Source organism: Cellulomonas sp. NPDC058312 (genome assembly GCF_042880135.1).
Taxonomy (GTDB): Bacteria; Actinomycetota; Actinomycetes; order Actinomycetales; family Cellulomonadaceae; genus Cellulomonas.
In genome coordinates, this window is record NZ_JBHVZE010000001.1 from 329647 (window position 1) to 347567 (window position 17921).

Annotated in this window: 17 protein-coding genes and 1 riboswitch; of the genes, 11 read left to right on the forward strand and 6 right to left on the reverse strand. The window is 75.5% G+C overall.

What is annotated here, in order from left to right:
- Nucleotides 1-143: 143 nt before the first annotated feature.
- On the reverse strand, nucleotides 144-692 hold the full coding sequence (locus ACFVXN_RS01545; RefSeq protein ID WP_389226194.1) for a Clp protease N-terminal domain-containing protein: 549 nt from the start codon (nucleotides 690-692) through the stop codon (nucleotides 144-146).
- 30 nt (nucleotides 693-722) lie between these two features.
- Nucleotides 723-947 (reverse strand): helix-turn-helix domain-containing protein, encoded by a 225-nt coding sequence (locus tag ACFVXN_RS01550; protein WP_389226196.1) that lies wholly within the window; start codon nucleotides 945-947, stop codon nucleotides 723-725.
- A gap of 165 nt (nucleotides 948-1112) precedes the next feature.
- Here ACFVXN_RS01550 and sucC point away from each other — a divergent pair, with 165 nt between their 5' ends.
- The 3 genes from sucC to ACFVXN_RS01565 all read left to right on the forward strand — a co-directional run bounded on the left by sucC (nucleotide 1113) and on the right by ACFVXN_RS01565 (nucleotide 4684).
- Nucleotides 1113-2294, forward strand: coding sequence for an ADP-forming succinate--CoA ligase subunit beta (gene sucC, locus ACFVXN_RS01555; RefSeq protein WP_389226199.1), 1182 nt, complete (start codon nucleotides 1113-1115; stop codon nucleotides 2292-2294).
- A 49-nt stretch (nucleotides 2295-2343) separates the two neighbouring features.
- The gene (sucD, locus tag ACFVXN_RS01560; protein ID WP_389226202.1) at nucleotides 2344-3240 is read left to right on the forward strand and encodes a succinate--CoA ligase subunit alpha; all 897 of its coding nucleotides are present in this window, start codon (nucleotides 2344-2346) and stop codon (nucleotides 3238-3240) included.
- Nucleotides 3241-3382: 142 nt separating this feature from the next.
- A complete protein-coding gene (locus tag ACFVXN_RS01565; RefSeq protein WP_389226205.1) occupies nucleotides 3383-4684 on the forward strand; it encodes a DUF6350 family protein in 1302 nt (433 codons plus the stop codon).
- Between the two features lie 20 nt (nucleotides 4685-4704).
- Here the strand turns inward: ACFVXN_RS01565 and ACFVXN_RS01570 are convergent, their stop codons facing one another.
- Complete coding sequence (locus ACFVXN_RS01570) at nucleotides 4705-5346, reverse strand: hypothetical protein (RefSeq protein ID WP_389226208.1); 642 nt, start codon at nucleotides 5344-5346, stop codon at nucleotides 4705-4707.
- Between the two features lie 40 nt (nucleotides 5347-5386).
- Between ACFVXN_RS01570 and purN the strand changes: the two genes are divergently transcribed.
- From purN to ACFVXN_RS01585, 3 genes are all read left to right on the forward strand, one after another.
- On the forward strand, nucleotides 5387-6031 hold the full coding sequence (gene purN, locus ACFVXN_RS01575; protein WP_389226211.1) for a phosphoribosylglycinamide formyltransferase: 645 nt from the start codon (nucleotides 5387-5389) through the stop codon (nucleotides 6029-6031).
- 52 nt (nucleotides 6032-6083) lie between these two features.
- Nucleotides 6084-6174, forward strand: a riboswitch (ZMP/ZTP riboswitch).
- Between the two features lie 49 nt (nucleotides 6175-6223).
- Nucleotides 6224-7858 carry a bifunctional phosphoribosylaminoimidazolecarboxamide formyltransferase/IMP cyclohydrolase gene (purH, locus tag ACFVXN_RS01580; protein ID WP_389226214.1) on the forward strand — a complete coding sequence of 545 codons (1635 nt, stop codon included), beginning with the start codon at nucleotides 6224-6226 and terminating at the stop codon, nucleotides 7856-7858.
- Nucleotides 7859-7963: 105 nt separating this feature from the next.
- Nucleotides 7964-9214 (forward strand): ROK family protein, encoded by a 1251-nt coding sequence (locus ACFVXN_RS01585; protein ID WP_389226217.1) that lies wholly within the window; start codon nucleotides 7964-7966, stop codon nucleotides 9212-9214.
- A 32-nt stretch (nucleotides 9215-9246) separates the two neighbouring features.
- Here ACFVXN_RS01585 and ACFVXN_RS01590 read toward each other — a convergent pair whose 3' ends face one another.
- Genes ACFVXN_RS01590 through ACFVXN_RS01600 form a run of 3 tightly spaced genes read right to left on the reverse strand, consistent with a single transcriptional unit; the run spans nucleotide 9247 to nucleotide 10861 of the window.
- The gene (locus ACFVXN_RS01590) at nucleotides 9247-10215 is read right to left on the reverse strand and encodes a zinc-binding dehydrogenase (RefSeq protein WP_389226220.1); all 969 of its coding nucleotides are present in this window, start codon (nucleotides 10213-10215) and stop codon (nucleotides 9247-9249) included.
- Nucleotides 10212-10439: a helix-turn-helix transcriptional regulator gene (locus ACFVXN_RS01595; protein ID WP_389226223.1), complete on the reverse strand. Its 228-nt coding sequence runs from the start codon at nucleotides 10437-10439 to the stop codon at nucleotides 10212-10214. The genes ACFVXN_RS01590 and ACFVXN_RS01595 overlap by 4 nt, the downstream gene beginning before the upstream one ends.
- Nucleotides 10433-10861 carry a hypothetical protein gene (locus ACFVXN_RS01600; RefSeq protein ID WP_389226226.1) on the reverse strand — a complete coding sequence of 143 codons (429 nt, stop codon included), beginning with the start codon at nucleotides 10859-10861 and terminating at the stop codon, nucleotides 10433-10435. Before ACFVXN_RS01600 ends, ACFVXN_RS01595 begins: the two co-directional genes overlap by 7 nt.
- Before the next feature lie 219 nt (nucleotides 10862-11080).
- Here ACFVXN_RS01600 and ACFVXN_RS01605 point away from each other — a divergent pair, with 219 nt between their 5' ends.
- The 5 genes from ACFVXN_RS01605 to ACFVXN_RS01625 all read left to right on the forward strand — a co-directional run bounded on the left by ACFVXN_RS01605 (nucleotide 11081) and on the right by ACFVXN_RS01625 (nucleotide 17895).
- A complete protein-coding gene (locus ACFVXN_RS01605; RefSeq protein ID WP_389226229.1) occupies nucleotides 11081-12439 on the forward strand; it encodes an extracellular solute-binding protein in 1359 nt (452 codons plus the stop codon).
- A complete protein-coding gene (locus ACFVXN_RS01610; RefSeq protein ID WP_389226232.1) occupies nucleotides 12439-13365 on the forward strand; it encodes a carbohydrate ABC transporter permease in 927 nt (308 codons plus the stop codon). Before ACFVXN_RS01605 ends, ACFVXN_RS01610 begins: the two co-directional genes overlap by 1 nt.
- Nucleotides 13365-14258 (forward strand): carbohydrate ABC transporter permease, encoded by an 894-nt coding sequence (locus ACFVXN_RS01615; protein ID WP_389226235.1) that lies wholly within the window; start codon nucleotides 13365-13367, stop codon nucleotides 14256-14258. Before ACFVXN_RS01610 ends, ACFVXN_RS01615 begins: the two co-directional genes overlap by 1 nt.
- A gap of 75 nt (nucleotides 14259-14333) precedes the next feature.
- Complete coding sequence (locus ACFVXN_RS01620) at nucleotides 14334-17414, forward strand: alpha-mannosidase (RefSeq protein WP_389226238.1); 3081 nt, start codon at nucleotides 14334-14336, stop codon at nucleotides 17412-17414.
- A gap of 76 nt (nucleotides 17415-17490) precedes the next feature.
- Complete coding sequence (locus ACFVXN_RS01625; protein WP_389226241.1) at nucleotides 17491-17895, forward strand: DUF4259 domain-containing protein; 405 nt, start codon at nucleotides 17491-17493, stop codon at nucleotides 17893-17895.
- Nucleotides 17896-17921 lie beyond the last annotated feature (26 nt).

Below are 17921 nucleotides of genomic sequence, written 5' to 3' on the forward strand. Positions count from 1 at the left end.
TGTGTGTGGGGGTCGTGTTTAGCTTCCCGTCCGCTGGGGGTCCGCGCGGCCGCCCCCGCCCGCCGGGCCGGCCCCCCCCCCCCCTTCCACTCGACGGCCAGCGGCCAGCGGCCAGCGGCCAGCGGGCCAGCGGGGTCGGCGGGTCAGGCTGCCGTGGTGGCGCCGAGGCGGGTCGTGGTGTCCGCGGCGAGGGCCGCGGGGTCCACGCCGCAGCGGCGGAGCAGCGCGTGGCCGTCGGTGTCGTCGAGGCGGATGATCGCGAGCAGCACGTGCCCGGCCTCGATGCGCCGGTGCCCGAGCCGGAGCGCCTCGCGGAGCGCGACCTCGAGCGTCTTCTTCGCGTCCCGGGTGAACGGCAGGTGCCCGGGGGTGCGGCGCGGCCCGCGGGCCCGGGGGTGGGCTCTGTCGAGGGCGCCGGCGCCGAAGGTGCTGTCGGTGGAGCGGCGCACCGCGTCGAGGTCGATGCCGAGCGCGGCGAGGGCGCCCGCGTCGAGGCCGTCGGTGTCGAACCGGTCGAGCAGCGTCTCCCGGTCGGCGCCGTGCGCGGCGAGCGCCGCCCGGGTGCCCGGGTCCGCGTCTGTGAGCGCGACCAGCAGGTGCGCGGGCGTGATCCGGGGGTCGCCGAGGTCGCGGGCGACCTGCTGGGCCTGCACGACGGCCTCGCGGGCGCCGGTGGTGAACCGTTCGAACATGGGTCTGCTCCTCTGCGCGGTGACGGGTGGTCAGGGGGTGCGGCGGTGGTGCTTCTGGTGCACGGCCTGACGGCTGACGCCGAGGGCCTCGGCGATGTCCTGCCAGGACCAGCCGAGCTCGCGGGCTCGGCCGACCTGGAGGGTCTCGAGCCGGTCGGCGAGGACGCGCAGGGAGCGCACGGCGCGCAGGCCGGTGGCGGGGTCGCCCGCGGTGGCGGCGGTCAGGGTGCCCGCGGTGTCGTCGGCGTCGTCCATGCCGTCAAGGTTGGTTGACGCCCGGCGATCTGTCAAGACGTGTTGACGGTGCGACCCGGGTCACATATCTCGACGTGGAGATAAACCCCGGGCCCCGGGCTACGATCGTCCGCGGCAGAGCAGCCGATCCCGCAGGGATGCAGGGCGACGGAAGGACCGCGACAGGTGGACCTGTTCGAGTACCAGGCACGCGACATGTTCGAGAAGCACGGGGTGCCCGTCCTGGGCGGGATCGTCGCGACGACGCCCGCCGAGGCGCGCGCGGCGGCCGAGACCCTGCTGGGCGCCGACGGCGCCACGGGCGTGGTCGTCGTGAAGGCGCAGGTGAAGACGGGCGGCCGCGGCAAGGCGGGCGGCGTGAAGCTGGCCCGTTCCGCGCAGGAGGCCGAGGAGCGCGCGGCCGAGATCCTCGGGATGGACATCAAGGGCCACACCGTCCACCGCGTGATGATCGCGGCGGGCGCCAGCATCGCGACGGAGTACTACTTCTCGCTGCTGCTCGACCGGGCCGAGCGCCGGTACCTCGCGATGGCGAGCGTCGAGGGCGGCATGGAGATCGAGCAGCTGGCGGTCGAGCGGCCCGAGGCGCTGGCCAAGGTCGCCGTGGACCCCCGGGTCGGCATCGACCAGGCCAAGGCCGACGAGATCGTCGCCGCCGCGGGCTTCGACGCGGACGTCGCGCCGAAGGTCGCCGCGGTCCTGACGAAGCTGTGGGACGTGTACCGCGAGGAGGACGCCACGCTGGTCGAGGTGAACCCGCTCGTGCTCACCGAGGACGGCCGGGTCGTCGCGCTCGACGGCAAGGTGACCCTCGACGGCAACGCCGAGTTCCGCCACGAGGACCACGCGGCCCTCGAGGACGCCGCCGCGGCGGACCCGCTGGAGGCCCGCGCGAAGGAGAAGGACCTCAACTACGTCAAGCTCGACGGCGAGGTCGGGGTCATCGGCAACGGCGCGGGTCTCGTCATGAGCACCCTCGACGTCGTCGCGTACGCCGGGCAGCAGCACGGCGGCGTGAAGCCGGCGAACTTCCTCGACATCGGCGGCGGCGCCTCGGCCGAGGTGATGGCCGCGGGCCTGGACATCATCCTGTCCGACCCGCAGGTGAAGTCGGTGTTCGTCAACGTCTTCGGCGGCATCACCGCCTGCGACGCGGTCGCCAACGGCATCGTCGCGGCGCTGGGCATCCTGGGCGACCACGCCACGAAGCCGCTGGTCGTGCGGCTCGACGGCAACAACGTGGTCCAGGGCCGGCGGATCCTGCGCGACGCCGCGCACCCGCTGGTGACCCTCGCCGAGACGATGGACGGGGGCGCCGCCGAGGCCGCCCGTCTGGCATCCGTCTGACCTCCCGAACCTCCTGACGCAGCGACGCGAGAGACGAGACAGCACACACATGGCGATCTTCCTGACCGCGGAGTCCAAGGTCATCGTGCAGGGCATGACCGGGTCCGAAGGCAGCAAGCACACCACCCGCATGCTGGCGGCGGGCACCACCGTCGTCGGCGGCGTGAACCCCCGCAAGGCGGGCACCAGCGTCGAGTTCCCGCGCGGTGACGGCTCCGGCCTCACCGTCGCGATCCCGGTGTTCGGCTCGGTGGCGCAGGCCGTCGAGTCGACCCGCGCCGACGTGTCCGTGATCTTCGTGCCGCCGGCCTTCACCAAGGCCGCGGTCATCGAGGCCGTGGACGCCGGCGTCCCGCTGATCGTGATCATCACCGAGGGGGTGCCCGTCGCGGACACCGCCGAGTTCTTCGCCTACGCGCAGGCCAAGGGCGTGCGGCTGCTCGGCCCGAACTGCCCCGGCCTGATCAGCCCCGGGAAGTCCAACGTCGGCATCATCCCGTCGGACATCACCGGCCCGGGCCGCATCGGCCTCGTGTCGAAGTCCGGCACGCTCACCTACCAGATGATGTACGAGCTGCGGGACCTCGGGTTCTCGACGGCCGTCGGCATCGGCGGCGACCCGATCATCGGCACGACGCACATCGACGCCCTCGCGGCGTTCGAGGCCGACCCCGAGACCGACCTGATCGTCATGATCGGGGAGATCGGCGGGGACGCCGAGGAGCGCGCCGCGGCGTACATCGCCGAGCACGTGACCAAGCCGGTCGTCGGCTACGTCGCCGGGTTCACCGCCCCCGAGGGCAAGACGATGGGCCACGCCGGCGCCATCGTCTCCGGCTCCGCGGGCACCGCCCAGGCCAAGAAGGAGGCCCTCGAGGCGGCCGGGGTCAAGGTCGGCACCACGCCGACCGAGACCGCCGAGCTCGCCCGGGCGCTGCTGTCCTGACCCACCACGCGACCGCCGTGGCGCCGCGCACCCGCGCGCGCACCGGCGGTCGCGTGCTGCCCGGGCGGGCGTGGGGGACGCCACGCGCGGCGCGCCGGGCCGGTTGGGACCGTGCGGGCGCCACCGCGGGGACGATGGGGGAGTGAGCAGCGCACCCGGCACCCGGCCCGACCGCCGCGCCCCGTCGGGCGCCCGGTCGCGACGGCGGCTGCTGGACGACACGCCCGCGTCGGGGTTCTTCGTGAGCGACCTCGACGGGGCGCCGCGCTGGGTCGGCGGCGCGCTGGCGGGGCTGCAGGCCGCCCTGCTGCCGCTGCTCGTGGTGGTGCTGCCCGCCGTGGCCGCGTACGTCGCGACCTCCGCCGCGCCGGCGACCACGGGCGTGCCGTGGACCCGCGCCGTGCAGGTGGCCGCCGGGCTGTGGCTGCTCGCGCACGGCGTCCCGCTGACGCTGGCCCCCACGGTGACGCTGGTCCCGCTGGGACTGACGCTGCTCGCGGTGTTCGGCTGCTACGCGTCGGCCCGGCGGTCCGGGTACGCGACGCGGTCCTCGCTCGGTGCCGGGGTCGCGGCCTACGCGGGGGTGGTCCTGGTCGTCGGGCTCACGACCGGCACCTCCCTGCTGCACCTCGGCGCGGGCCTGCTCGGCGCCGTGCTGGTCGCGGTCACCGGGCTGGGCGCCGGGCTGCTGCGCCGGCCCGAGGCGCCCCGGCTGCGCGACGTGCTCGACCCGCTGGTCACCCGGCTTCCCGCACCGGTCGCGCACGGCGTCGCCGCGGGCCTCGCCGCCCTCGCGTCGCTGGTGCTGCTGGCGGCGCTGCTCACGACGCTCTGGGTCGTGACCGGGCGCACGATGATCGCCGAGATGGTGCAGGGCATGCGCATGGACGCGGTCGGTGGCGTCGTGCTCGCCGTCGGCGAGCTCGCCTACGTGCCGACCCTGGTGCTGTGGGCGTTCTCGTGGCTCGCGGGGCCCGGGTTCGCCGTCGGCACCGGGACGGTGTTCGGCGTCGCCGAGGTGCAGGCGGGCGCCCTGCCCGCCGTCCCGCTGCTGGGCGCGCTGCCGGAGCCGGACGTGGTCGGCGGCGTGCTGGTCCTCGTGCCGGTGGTGACCGTGCTCGCCGGGGCGGTCGCCGCGCTCGTGCTGCGCCGGCGCCTGGCGACGGAGCGGGCGCTCGACCCGCTGGTGGCGGGGCTGGTGACCGCGGCGACCGCCGGGCTCGGCGCCCTGGTGCTCGCGGCGCTGTCCCGCGGCGGCATCGGGCCGGGCCGGATGACCGAGCTCGGGCCGCAGCCGCTGCTGGTCGCGCTCGCGGTGGCCGCCGGGGTGGCGGTCGGTGCGCTCGTGGTGCTGCTCCCGGGGGACCGGCACGTCCGCGGCGCGGTGCTCGGCCTCGCGCGGCGCACGGGGGCTGCGGCGGCGGGCGCGGTCCGCCGAGGGTGACGCGGGCGGGCGGGCGGGCCTCAGGGCCTGCCCGTCAGACCGCCGGTCAGCCCGCCGCTGAGGTCGTCGAGCCCGTCCTGGTAGGCGCGCTCGCACGCGGCCTCGGCGGACCGGGTGAGCGCGCCCTGCAGGCACGCCTGCCGGTCGGTGTCCAGGTCCCAGGTGAGCAGGGACCCGAACGTCCCCACCAGGAGGATGCCCACCATCACCAGACCGGCGGTGAGCAGCGGCAGCAGGCCGCCGCGCAGCCGTGCGGTGCCCACGGCGACCAGCGCCCGGACGCCCGCCCAGCCGGCACCGACCAGGAACGCCACCGTCGCGAGCCGCCACGGCAGCGGCAGCAGGCCGACGACGACGCCCGCGACCAGCCACACGCCGAACTGCCGCACGAGCCGGCCGATCCGGGCGAGCACCTCCGGCGGCGGGGTCGGGGCGGGCGGCGGCGGGGTCGCGCCTGGGCGCGGGGTCGCGCCGGGGCGCGGGGTCGCGCCGGGGCGCGGGTCGCGTCGCGGGGTCGCGTGCGGGGAGGCGTCCCCCGGGGAACCGCCCTGCGCCGGCCCGCCCTGCGCCGGTGCGACCGGTCCCGGCGCCCGCTCGCCGTCCTGCGCGGGGCTGCCGTCGGGCGTGCGGTCCGGGGACGGCGGGGCGTACGGGTTGCTCACCGGCCCATTCTCGCGCACGCGCCGGTTAGGGTCGGGCCCCATGAGCGCCCCCGACGCCCCGCCCCGTCCCGCGACCCGCTCCGGCGGCCGACTCGTCGTCCTCGTCTCCGGCGCCGGCAGCAACCTCGCCGCGCTGCTGGCGGCCCACGACCGGCCCGGCTACCCCGCGCGGGTGGTCGGCGTGGTGGCGGACCGGGCGTCGGCCGGGGGCCTGGAGCTCGCGCGCCGGGCGGGGGTGCCGACGGCGGTCGTCGCGCCCGCGGACTTCGCGGACCGGGCGGCGTGGGACGCGGGGGTCGCCGAGGCGATCGCGGTGTTCCGGCCCGACCTCGTCGTGTCCGCCGGGTTCATGCGGATCCTCGGTGCGGCGGTGCTGGACCGGTGGCCCGGGCGCGTGGTCAACACCCACCCCGCGCTGCTGCCGTCGTTCCCGGGAGCGCACGCCGTCCGCGACGCGCTGGCGTTCGGGGCCAAGGTCACCGGCTGCACGCTGCACGTCGTCGACGCGGGCGTCGACACCGGCCCCGTGATCGCGCAGGTCGCGGTCGCCGTGGAGCCGGGTGACGACGAGGCGGGCCTGCACGAGCGGATCAAGGTCGCGGAGCGCGCGCTGCTGGTCGACTGGGTCGCGCGGGTGGTCGCCGGCGGGATGCGGGTCGACGGGCGCGTGGTCACGGTCGGCTGACCTGCGGCTCCGCCCGCGTCGGTGGACCTCGCGCGGGCCTCCGGTAGGCTCGTCCCCAGGTCGTGACTGGCGCGAGGTGGAACTGACCACCGGGGAGCGGCCGCAGCAGTTCCGCCGTCGCACCGGCCGCCTGGGTGCTCGGGTCCTGACACCGTCGCACCCGCACGGGTGCCGTCCGACCCGGAGGACCTGATGTCCCACGCCTCGCTGCCCGCCGTGCCCACCGTCGCCGACCCGACCGCCGACAGCACCCGCCGCCCCGTCCGCCGCGCGCTGCTCTCCGTCTACGACAAGTCCGGCCTGGTCGAGCTCGCTGCGGCGCTGCACGAGGCCGGCGTGGAGCTGGTGTCCACCGGCTCCACCGCGGGCACCGTCGCCGCCGCGGGGATCCCGGTGACGCGCGTCGAGGACCTGACCGGGTTCCCCGAGTGCCTGGACGGCCGCGTGAAGACGCTGCACCCCCGGGTGCACGCCGGCATCCTCGCGGACACCCGCCGCCCCGAGCACCTGGCGCAGCTGGACGAGCTCGGCGTGGCGCCGTTCGAGCTGGTGGTGGTGAACCTGTACCCGTTCACGGCGACCGTCGCCTCGGGCGCGACCCCGGACGAGTGCGTCGAGCAGATCGACATCGGCGGGCCGTCGATGGTCCGCGCCGCGGCGAAGAACCACCCGAGCGTCGCGGTCGTCGTCGACCCCGCCGCGTACGGCGACGTGGTCGAGGCCGTCCGGGCCGGGGGCTTCACCCTGGCGGCGCGCACCCGGCTCGCCGCGCAGGCGTTCGTGCACACCGCGAGCTACGACGTCGCCGTGGCGTCGTGGATGGGGAACGTCGCGACCACGACGGACGAGGTCGACGGCGTCGCCACCGGGTTCCCGGCGTGGATGGGGGCGACCTGGGAGCGCGCGGACGTGCTGCGCTACGGCGAGAACCCGCACCAGCGCGCGGCCGTCTACACCGCGGGCCACGGCGCGACCGGTCTCGCGCAGGCGACCCAGCTGCACGGCAAGGCGATGAGCTACAACAACTACGTCGACGCCGACGCGGCCTGGCGCGCGGCGCACGACCACGAGGGCCCGGCGGTCGCGATCATCAAGCACGCGAACCCCTGCGGCATCGCGGTCGGCGCCGACGTCGCGGACGCGCACGCCCGCGCCCACGCCTGCGACCCGGTGTCCGCGTTCGGCGGCGTGATCGCGGCGAACGCGACCGTCACCCTCGCGGCGGCCGAGCAGATCGCGGAGGTGTTCACCGAGGTCGTCGTGGCGCCCGGCTACGAGCCCGCCGCGCTCGAGGTCCTGCAGCGCAAGAAGAACATCCGCCTCCTGGTCGTCGAGGGCGCGCCGTCCGCGGGCGTCGAGACCCGGCCGATCAGCGGCGGCCTGCTGGTGCAGGAGGTCGACCGCGTCGACGCCCCCGGCGACGACCCGACCACGTGGACGCTGGCCGCCGGCGAGCCCGCCGACGCGGCGACGCTCGCCGACCTGACGTTCGCCTGGCGGGCGGTGCGCGCGGTGAAGTCGAACGCGATCCTGCTCGCGGACGGCGGCGCCTCGGTCGGCGTCGGCATGGGCCAGGTCAACCGGGTCGACTCCTGCCGCCTGGCGGTGGAGCGCGCGAACACCGGCGACGCCGAGCGGGCGCGCGGCGCGGTCGCCGCGTCGGACGCGTTCTTCCCGTTCGCCGACGGCCTGCAGGTGCTGCTCGACGCCGGGGTCCGGGCGGTCGTCCAGCCCGGCGGCTCCGTGCGCGACGAGGAGGTCGTCGCGGCGGCCCAGGCGGCCGGCGTGACGCTCTACCTGACCGGGACGCGCCACTTCGCGCACTGACGTCGGCATAATGCGACGCACCCCCGGTCGCGTCGGCGCGACCTGAGCGCCGGACCGGGGCCGCCCCGGGGCCGACCCGGTGCGGAGCCGACGGGAGGGGCGGGCATGCGCCGCGGGACCAACCTGCCCCGGATGGGCGACTTCAACCAGACCGTCGTGCTGGACGTCATCCGGCGCGCCGGCGGCGGGCTGGCCCGCGCGGAGGTGGCGCGCCGGACGGGACTCTCGGCGCAGACCGTCACCAACGTGGCGCGCCGCCTGCTCGACCTCGGCCTGGTGGTCGAGGAGGGCGAGGCGGCGCGCCGCGGCCCGGGCCGCCCCGGGACGCTGCTGCGGCTGAACGCGCCGAGCCGGTTCGCCGTCGGGGTGCACCTGGACCCCGCGACGATGACGTTCGTGCTGCTGGACCTGTCGGGCGCCGTGGTGGCGCGGGCGCAGTCGCCGACCCCGGTGCCGGAGGACCCGCAGGCCGTCGTCGACGGGCTGGTCGCCGAGATCGAGGGGCTGATCGCCGCCGCCGGGGTGGACCGGGACCGGGTGCTGGGGGTCGGGATCGCCGCGCCCGGGCCGATCGACGTCGAGGCGGGCGTCGTGCTGGACCCGCCGCACCTGCCCGGCTGGCACGACGTGCCGCTGCGGGACGCCGTCGCGGAGCGGACCGGGCTGCGCGCCGTGCTCGACAAGGACGTGATCGCCGCGGCGTGCGCGCACCTGTGGGCGCCCGCTGACGCGGCCGGCGCGGGCCCCGCGCACCCCTCGGACTTCGTGTTCTGCTACCTCGGCACGGGCGTCGCGGTGTCGATCGTGCTGCGCGACGAGGTGGTGCGCGGCATCTCGGGCAACGCGGGGGAGTCGGGCCACCTGGTCGCGGACCCGGACGGTGCGCCGTGCTGGTGCGGGCGGCGCGGCTGCCTGGGGGCGGTGCTCCGCGCGGAGGCGCTGGCGCAGCAGGGCCGCGCGGCCGGGGTCGACCTGCCCGACTGGGGCGACGGCACCGACCCGCGCGCCGTCGACCGCGCGGTCGCCGGGCTCTGCGCGGCCGCGGACGCCGGGCACGCGGGGGCGCGGGAGGTGCTGGCGCTCGCAGGCCGGCGGCTCGGGGCCGCCGCCGGGGTGCTCACCGACCTGCTCGACGTCGGCAGCGTCCTGGTCGGCGGGCCGCTCTGGGACCGGATCGCCCCGTACGCGGAGCCCGCGCTGACCGAGACGGTCGCGCAGCACCCGGTGCCCGGCGCGCACGCCGTGACGGTGTCGTCGTCCGGGTACGGCCCGCAGGTCGGTGCCGTGGGGGCCGGGTGCATCCTGCTGGGGCGGGCGTTCACGCCGCGGCCGAGCGATCTGCTGCTGGTCAGCTGAGCGACCTGCTGCTCGTGGGCTGACGCACCCGGTCAGGCGACCCGCAGCACGACCTTGCCGCGCGCCGCCCCGGACGCGAGGTGGTCGATCGCGGCACCGGCCTCGGCGAGCGGGAAGGTGCGGTCCACCACGGGCACGAGGCTGCCGTCGGCGAGCAGGTCCCGCAGCCGGGCCAGGTCGGTCGGGTTCGCCCGCGCGACGACGCTGCGCAGGCGCTGCCGGACCCACGGGTCGAGGGCGGCGGCGCGGGCCTGCCGGGCGAGCCCGCCGCCGACCACCGTGCCCCCGCCCTCGGCGCCGACCAGCACGAGGGTCCCCCGGGGGCCGAGCAGGCGCCGCAGGTCGCCCAGCGGGGTCAGGCCGCCGGTCACGAGCACGACGTCGAAGCCGCCACCCGACCCGGTCGGCAGGTGCTCCCGGTCCACCACCGCCGCGGCGCCGAGGCCGCCCAGGGCGTCGGCCTTCGCGGCGGTGGTCGCCGCGGTCACCTCGGCGCCCGCGAGCACGGCGAGCCGCACCGCGAGCGACCCGACCCCGCCGCCCGCGCCGAGCACCAGCACCCGGTCCCCGGGCGCGACCCGGCCGGACCGCAGGGCGTGCAGGGCGGTCGTCCCGGCCAGCGGCGTGGCGGCCGCGCGGTCGCCGGGCACGTGCGCGGGCAGCGTCACGAGGCGGTGCTCGCGGGTGAGCGCCTGCTCGGCGAACGCGGCGTCGCCCGTGCCGAGCACCCGGTCGCCGGGCCGCAGCGCGCGGACGTCGGGCCCGACGGCCTCGACCGTGCCCACCAGGTCCTGCCCGAGCCCGTGCCGCCGGGGAGCCCGCAGGCCGAGAGCCAGCCGCGCCACCGACGGCAGCCCGGTCATCAGGTGCCACTCGGCCATGTTCACCCCGGCCGCCGCCACCCGGACCAGCGCCTGGTCCCCGGTGGGCGCCGCGAGCTCGCGGTCGACCACCCGCAGCACCGACGTGTCCCCGTAGGTCTCCCGCTCGACCGCTCTCATGTCCCGCTCCCGTCCGGCTCGTACGCGAACACCTGGTCGATCGGCCGTCCGAGGACGTGCGCGATCTGGAACGCCAGCTCGAGCGAGGGCGACCAGCGTCCCTGCTCGACGGCGATGACGGTCTGCCGGGTGATCCCGAGCGCCTGGGCGAGCTGCGCCTGGGTCAGACCGCGCTCGGTGCGCAGCGCCCGGATCGTGTTGGTGACGGCGGTCGGCCTCACCACGGGCCGGCTCCGGACCGGGATGCCGCGACCCGCGCGACCGCCGACAGCACCGCCGAGGCCACGAAGCCCAGGTAGAGCGCGTTCGCGATCCAGAACCTGTCGGCCTCGGCGAGCGCCAGGGCGAGCCCGGCCACGCCGCCGAGCACCAGGAACGCCTGACCGACGCGGGTGCCGAGCCGCTCGATCTCGCGCTCGCGCTCGTCCCGGACACCCCGCTCGGCCCCGGCGAGGGCGCCGAGCACGACTCCGGTCAGGATGCCGGCGACGACCGCGGCGCCGACGCTGACCAGCAGCGGCCCGGCGTACGGGACCGCGGTCAGCGGCCCGCCCGCCGCGCGGGTGAGGACGACGGCGAGGTAGGCGGCGTAGCCGAGCACGGCGATCACGCCGGACGCCCACGCGCTGCGCTCCTGGTAGGACATCGTCGCTCCCGTCGTCCGTGTCAAAGATCTTTGACACCCGGACCGTAGGGCCGTGGCGTCGCCGTGTCAAACATCTTTGACACGGCAGGGGTGGGCCCCGGTTCGTCACGGCCCGGTCACGGTCCGGCCCGACCCCTTGACAGCAATTCATCCAGACGTTGTAGTTATCGGGTCCCGGCAGCGCCGCCCGGACCGTGCACGTGGAGCAAAGGAGCATCCATGCGTCAGCAAGCCCTCATCGCCTCGTCCGGCGTCCTCGCCCTCACGATCGGCCTCGCTGCGTGCAGCAGCGGCGGCGGCGGGGGCGGGCAGGACGACTCGACGATCACCGTCGCCTACCAGCGGACCGCCCAGTTCGTGCAGCTCGACGAGCTGCTGAAGAAGGCCAAGGAGGAGTACGAGGCCGCGAACGAGGGCATGACGATCGACCTCGTCGCCATCGAGGCCGAGCAGGACCAGTACTTCACCAAGCTCGCCCTGATGAACGGCTCGCCCGACACCGCCCCCGACGTCATCTACGAGGACACGTTCCAGATCCGGTCCGACGCCGCCGCCGGCTACCTGCTGCCGATCGACGAGTACGTCGAGGCGTGGGAGGACTGGGACCAGTTCCCGGAGAACGCCCGGCAGGCCGGCCTCGGCGACGACGGCAAGGTCTACGGCGTCTCGATGGGCACCGACACCCGCGGCATCTACTACAACAAGGACCTGTTCGCGCAGGCCGGGCTCCCGACCGACTGGCAGCCCGAGACCTGGGACGACATCCTCACCGCCGCGCGCACCGTCAAGGAGAAGCTGCCGGACGTCACCCCGCTGAACGTCTACGCCGGCAAGGCGGCCGGTGAGGCCACGACGATGCAGGGCTTCGAGATGCTCCTGTACGGGACCGGCGACGAGCTCTACGACGCCGACAGCCAGAAGTGGGTCACCGGCTCGCAGGGCTTCACCGACTCGCTCGCGTTCCTCGAGACGATCTACTCCGAGGGCCTGGCGCCGTCGCTCGACGTCGCGCTCGACGCCTCCGTGGGCGCGCGCGTCGCCACCGAGCTGCTGCCCGAGGGCAAGCTCGCGATGGCGGTCGACGGCTCGTGGCTGCCCGGCGGCTGGATCGAGGGCGACAACGCCTGGCCCGAGTGGGAGCAGACCCTCGGCATGGCGGCGATGCCCACGCAGGACGGCCAGGAGCCCGGCTTCACCTCGATGTCCGGCGGCTGGACGCTGTCCGTCGGCGCGAACGCGGGCGACCCGCAGGCGGCCTTCGACTTCATCGCGACCGCGCTGAACCGCGAGAACTCGCTCAAGTACGACACCGAGAACAGCCAGATCGCGGTCCGGACCGACGTCGCCGAGGACCCGGAGTACCTGGGCTACAACCCGTCGTTCGAGTTCTTCAGCTCGCTCGTCGAGTACACGCACTTCCGCCCGGCCACGCCGGACTACTCGCAGATCTCGTCGAACATCCAGGTCGCCGCGGAGTCCGTGGCCACCGGCCAGCAGACCGCCGAGGAGGCCGCGGCCACCTACGACGACGGTCTGCTGTCCATCGTCGGCGAGGACGCGACCCAGGCCGCCGGCTGATGACGGCCGCCACCCTGGACCGGGCGACGGCGGCGGGCCCCACCCGCCCCCGCCGTCGCCCGGGGCGGGCCGCCCTGCGGCTGCTGCCGCTGCTGCCCGCCGTCGTGCTGATGCTGGTGTTCCTCGCCGGGCCGGTGCTGTGGTCGTTCTACGGCTCGCTCACCAACCAGGCGCTCACCGGCTACCGGGCCGCGGCCCCGGAGTTCGTCGGCCTCGACAACTACGTCGCGCTGCTCGGCGACGACGGGTTCTGGAAGTCCGTCGTCCTGACCGTGGTGTTCGTCGGGGCGTCGGCCGTGGTCGGGCAGAACGTGCTCGGCATGGGCCTGGCGATGCTGCTCCGGGCCGCCGCGAAGCCGCTGCGCGCCACGGTGTCCGCGATCGTCGTCATGGCGTGGGTGCTGCCGGAGATCGTCGCCGCGTTCGCGCTGTACGCGTTCTTCTCCACCGACGGCACGCTCAACCAGGTGCTCGGCTGGTTCGGGCTGACCGGCCCGACCTGGCTGATCTCCGTGCCGATGCTCGCGGTGATCCTCGCGAACATCTGGCGCGGCACCGCGTTCTCGATGATGGTCTACGGCGCCGCGCTGGCCGAGGTGCCGCCCGACGTCACCGAGGCCGCCGCCATCGACGGTGCCACCGGCCCGCAGCGGTTCTTCCGGATCACGCTGCCGATGATCCGGCGGTCCATCTCGACCAACCTCATGCTCACCACGCTGCAGACGCTCGCCGTGTTCACCCTGATCTGGGTGATGACCGGCGGCGGTCCGGGGACCGACTCCTCGACCCTGCCCGTGCTGGCCTACCAGGAGGCGTTCAAGTTCGCGCAGGTCGGCTACGGCACGGCCATCGCGACGGTGACCCTGCTGGTCGGCGCGGTGTTCTCGCTCGTGTACATCCGCGTGCTCAAGCCGGAGGTCGACTGATGACCGCGCTCACCGCCCCGCCCGCCGCGACCGGGACCCGGCGGGCCCGGCCCGTCCCGTCGGTCGCCTCGCCCCGCCGGCGCACCGGCCGGCTGCTCGTCACGCTCGCCCTGCTGGTCGTGGCCGTCGCGTTCCTCGTGCCGCTCGCGTGGATCGTCCTCGCGTCGCTCGACCCCGCCGCGACGGTCTCGGTGAAGCTGCCGGAGCGCCTGACGGGCGACAACTTCAGCCAGATCCTCACCTGGGACGCCACGTTCCGGCCGCTGTGGAACTCCACGGTGCTGTCCGGCGGCACCGCCGTCCTGACGGTGCTGGCGTCGCTGCTCGCGGCGTACCCGCTGTCGCGGTACCAGATGCGGTTCCGCAAGTCGTTCCTCTACGGCATCCTGTTCGGCACCTGCCTGCCGATCACCGCGATGATGGTCCCGGTCTACGCGCTGTTCGTGTACCTCGGGATGCTCGACTCCGTGCCGGGCACCGTGTTCTTCCTGGCCGCGACGTCGCTGCCGATGGCCATCTGGATGACCAAGAACTTCATGGACTCCGTGCCGGTGTCCCTGGAGGAGGCCGCGTGGGTCGACGGCGCCGGGTCGATGACCGCGCTGCGCCGGATCGTCGTCCCGCTGATGCGGCCCGGCATCGCGGTGGTGTTCATCTTCGTGTTCACCGGGGCGTGGGGGAACTTCTTCGTCCCGTTCGTGCTGCTCTTCTCGCCCGACAACCAGCCCGCCGCCGTCGCGATCTACAGCTTCTTCGGCACGTACGGCACCGTCGCCTACGGCCGGCTCGCGGCGTTCTCGATCCTCTACTCCGTCCCCGTCCTCGTGCTGTACCTCGTGGTGCAGCGGTTCTCGGGGGGCTCGTTCGCCATGTCCGGGGCGGTCAAGGGCTGACGCCCGGCCCGCGCCCCACGCACCCCTCCCGCACCCCACGCACTCGTCGCACCCCTGATCCCCGGAGGTCCCTCCATGCCCGTCGACGTCGACGTCGCCCGTGTCGTCCAGCGCGTGCAGCGCTTCCTGCACGAGCGCCTCACCCCCGCCCTGGTCGCCGACCGCGCCCCCCTCACCGTCACGGCGTGGACCGCGCCGGGGGAGCCGGTGCCGTTCGCCGAGGCGGTCGCGCAGGACTACGCGCCCGCCCCGCTCGGCACCCCCTGGGGCGCGCCGTGGAGCACCACCTGGTTCCGGATGACCGGCGACGTCCCCGCGGCCTGGGCCGGCTCCGCCGAGGTCGCCGCCGGGCGGCACGCCGTCGAGCTCGCGATCGACCTCGGGTTCACCACCACCCAGCCCGGCTTCCAGGCGGAGGGCCTCGTGCTCCGTCCGGACGGGGTCGCGGTCAAGGGCCTGTCCCCGCTGAACCAGGCCGTGCCGTGGTCCGACCCGGTCGTGGACGTGTACGTCGAGGCCGCGGGCAACCCCGACGTCGGCAGCAGCACCTGGTACGGCCCGACGCCGCTCGGCGACCCGCTGACCGCCGGCACCGACCCGCTGTACGCGCTGCGGTCCGCGGAGGTCGTGCTCCGCGACGTCGAGGTCTGGGAGCTGTGGCAGGACCTGCTCGCGGTGCAGGGGCTGGTCGAGGTGCTCGACGCCGGCTCCACCCGGCACGCCCGGGCGCTGCGCGCGCTCGACCTCGTGGTCGACGCGATCGACCCGTTCGACGTCGCCGGGACGGTCGCCGCCGGGCGCGCGGTGCTGCGGCCGGTGCTCGACGTGCCCGCCGGCGCCGGCGGGCACCGGGTGCTCGCCACCGGGCACGCCCACATCGACTCGGCCTGGCTCTGGCCCGCCCGGGAGACGGTCCGCAAGTGCTCCCGGACGTTCGCGAGCGTCGTGGCGCTGATGGACGAGCGCGAGGACTTCGTGTTCGCCTGCTCGTCCGCGCAGCAGTACGCGTGGGTCGCCGAGCGGCACCCCGAGCTGTTCGAGCGGATCCGCGCGAAGGTCGCCGCGGGGCAGTTCGTGCCGGTCGGCGGGATGTGGGTCGAGTCGGACACCAACATGCCCGGCGGCGAGGCCCTGGCCCGGCAGATGGTCGAGGGCAAGCGGTACTTCCTCGACGAGCTCGGCGTCGAGACGCAGGACGTCTGGCTGCCCGACTCGTTCGGCTACACCGGGGCGCTGCCGCAGATCGTCCGCGCCGCCGGGTCGCGGTGGTTCCTGTCGCAGAAGCTGTCCTGGAACGACACCAACCGGATGCCGCACCACACCTTCCGCTGGGAGGGCATCGACGGCTCCCGGGTGCTCGCGCACTTCCCCCCGGTCGACACCTACAACTCCGACCTGTCGCCGCGCGAGCTCGCGCACGCCGAGCGGGAGTTCCGCGACAAGGACGTGGCGACCGAGTCGCTGGTGCCGTTCGGCTGGGGCGACGGGGGCGGCGGGCCGACGCGCGAGATGCTCGCGGCCGCCGACCGCGCCCGGTCGCTGGCCGGCCTGCCCGAGGTCGAGCTCGGCTCGCCGAACGACTTCTTCGCGCGCGCCGAGGCCGAGCTCGACGAGGCCGAGGCCGCCGAGCCCGGCCGGTCGTCGGTGTGGTCGGGGGAGATGTACCTCGAGTACCACCGCGGCACCTACACCTCGCAGGCCCGGACCAAGCGCGGCAACCGGCGCAGCGAGCACCTGCTGCGCGAGGCCGAGCTCTGGGCCGCGACCGCCGCCGTGCGCACCGGCCACGCCTACCCGGCCGACGAGCTCCGCGCCCTGTGGCGGGTGGTGCTGCTGCACCAGTTCCACGACATCCTCCCGGGATCGTCCATCGGCTGGGTCTACCGGCAGGCCGAGGAGGCGTACGCGGACGTCGAGCACCGCGCGGAGGCCGTGATCGGGGCGGCGCTCGCGGCCCTGGCCGGCGACGGCGACGGCACCGTCCGGCTCAACGCCGCGCCGCACGCCCGCGACGGGGTCCCGGCCCTGGGCGGGGTGCTCGCGTCCGACGAGGGCACCGCGACCGGCACGGTCGAGGTGCTGCGCGCCGACGACGGCACCCTGCGCGTCCGCACCGACGTGCTCGACGTCCGGCTCAGCGCCGGCGGGCAGCTCGCGTCCGTCCGGGACCTCGCCGCGGACCGCGAGGCCGTCGCGCCGGATGCCCTCGCGAACCTGCTGCAGGTGCACCGCGACGTGCCGCGGCAGTGGGACGCGTGGGACATCGACGCCGAGTACCGCCGCACCGTGCAGGACCTGCTCGACGCGGACTCCGTCGAGGTCGTCGCCGAGAAGCCCGACCGCGCGGTGATCCGCACCTCCCGCACCGTCGGGGCCTCGACGATCGTGCAGGAGCTGACGTTCCGGCCCGGCACCCGCGCGGTCGACATCAGCACCGAGGTCGACTGGCACGAGCGGCAGCTGCTGCTCAAGCTCGCGTTCCCCGTCGACGTGCACGCCGACCGGTCCGCGGCGGAGACCCAGTTCGGCCACGTGCTGCGCCCGACCCACACCAACACGTCCTGGGACGTCGCCCGGTACGAGATCTGCGCGCACCGCTGGGTGCACGTCGGGGAGCCCGGCTACGGGGTGGCGGTCGCCAACGACGCCACCTACGGCCACGACGTCACGCGGTCGGTCGCACCGGACGGCGGCACGTCGACCGTCGTCCGGCAGTCGCTGCTGCGCGCACCGCTGTTCCCCGACCCCGAGGCCGACCAGGGCCGGCACGTGTTCCGGACCCTGCTGCACGTCGGCGCGGGCATCCCCGAGGCCGTCGTCGACGGCTACCGGGCGAACCTGCCGGTGCGGGAGGTCCGCGGGTCCCGGCCGGTGGACCCGCTGGTGACGGTCGACGCGCCCGGGGTGGTCGTCGAGGCGGTCAAGCTCGCCGACGACGGGTCCGGCGACGTCGTCGTCCGGCTGTACGAGGCGCACGGCGCCCGCGCCCGCGCGCGGGTCGGCTGGGGCTTCGCCGCCGGCGCGGTCACCGAGGTGGACCTGCTGGAGCGCGAGGTCCCGGCCCGCGCGGTCCGGGGGGCCGCCGGGTCGGACGGGGCCGTGGACCTCGAGCTGCGGCCGTTCCAGCTGCTCACCCTCCGCGTCGCCCGCGCCTGACGTCCGTCGTCCCCGCACCCGCCCCCCGCCGCCGTTCCCGCACCGGGACGGCGGCGGGGGCGGCTATCGTCCCGGTATGGGTACCTGGGGCTCTGGACCGTTCGACTCCGACAGCGTGGGCGACCTGCTCGACAGCATCCGGAAGGGCACGTTCACGTTCGCGGACGTGGAGGAGTACGCCGAGGACGACGAGTACCTCGACGCGGACGGCGGCCAGGCGGTGCTGGCGCTCGTCGAGATCGCGCTCGCGCTGCGCGGGCTGCCGCACGCGGAGGTCCCGGACGAGGCGGAGGTGCTCGCGGCGGCGGCCCCGCACCTCACCGCGGAGCGCACCGCCTGGCTGCTGGTCCAGGCCGACCGGGCGCTCGCGGACGCCGACACCTCGGAGCTCTACGAGCTGTGGGACGAGGTCGGCGTCGACGAGTGGCGGGTCCCGGCGCTCGAGTCGGTCGCGCGGCTCCGGGCGGCCACCGCCGGCTGAACCCCGCGGGACGACCGCGGGCGGCC

Coding starts and splice junctions, on each gene's coding strand:
- ACFVXN_RS01545 (WP_389226194.1), bottom strand. CDS start 692: ATGTTCGAACGGTTCACCACCGGCGCCCGCGAGGCCGTCGTGCAGGCC.
- ACFVXN_RS01550 (WP_389226196.1), bottom strand. CDS start 947: ATGGACGACGCCGACGACACCGCGGGCACCCTGACCGCCGCCACCGCG.
- sucD (WP_389226202.1), top strand. CDS start 2,344: ATGGCGATCTTCCTGACCGCGGAGTCCAAGGTCATCGTGCAGGGCATG.
- purN (WP_389226211.1), top strand. CDS start 5,387: ATGAGCGCCCCCGACGCCCCGCCCCGTCCCGCGACCCGCTCCGGCGGC.
- purH (WP_389226214.1), top strand. CDS start 6,224: ATGTCCCACGCCTCGCTGCCCGCCGTGCCCACCGTCGCCGACCCGACC.
- ACFVXN_RS01585 (WP_389226217.1), top strand. CDS start 7,964: ATGCGCCGCGGGACCAACCTGCCCCGGATGGGCGACTTCAACCAGACC.
- ACFVXN_RS01590 (WP_389226220.1), bottom strand. CDS start 10,215: ATGAGAGCGGTCGAGCGGGAGACCTACGGGGACACGTCGGTGCTGCGG.
- ACFVXN_RS01600 (WP_389226226.1), bottom strand. CDS start 10,861: ATGTCCTACCAGGAGCGCAGCGCGTGGGCGTCCGGCGTGATCGCCGTG.
- ACFVXN_RS01605 (WP_389226229.1), top strand. CDS start 11,081: ATGCGTCAGCAAGCCCTCATCGCCTCGTCCGGCGTCCTCGCCCTCACG.
- ACFVXN_RS01610 (WP_389226232.1), top strand. CDS start 12,439: ATGACGGCCGCCACCCTGGACCGGGCGACGGCGGCGGGCCCCACCCGC.
- ACFVXN_RS01615 (WP_389226235.1), top strand. CDS start 13,365: ATGACCGCGCTCACCGCCCCGCCCGCCGCGACCGGGACCCGGCGGGCC.
- ACFVXN_RS01620 (WP_389226238.1), top strand. CDS start 14,334: ATGCCCGTCGACGTCGACGTCGCCCGTGTCGTCCAGCGCGTGCAGCGC.
- ACFVXN_RS01625 (WP_389226241.1), top strand. CDS start 17,491: ATGGGTACCTGGGGCTCTGGACCGTTCGACTCCGACAGCGTGGGCGAC.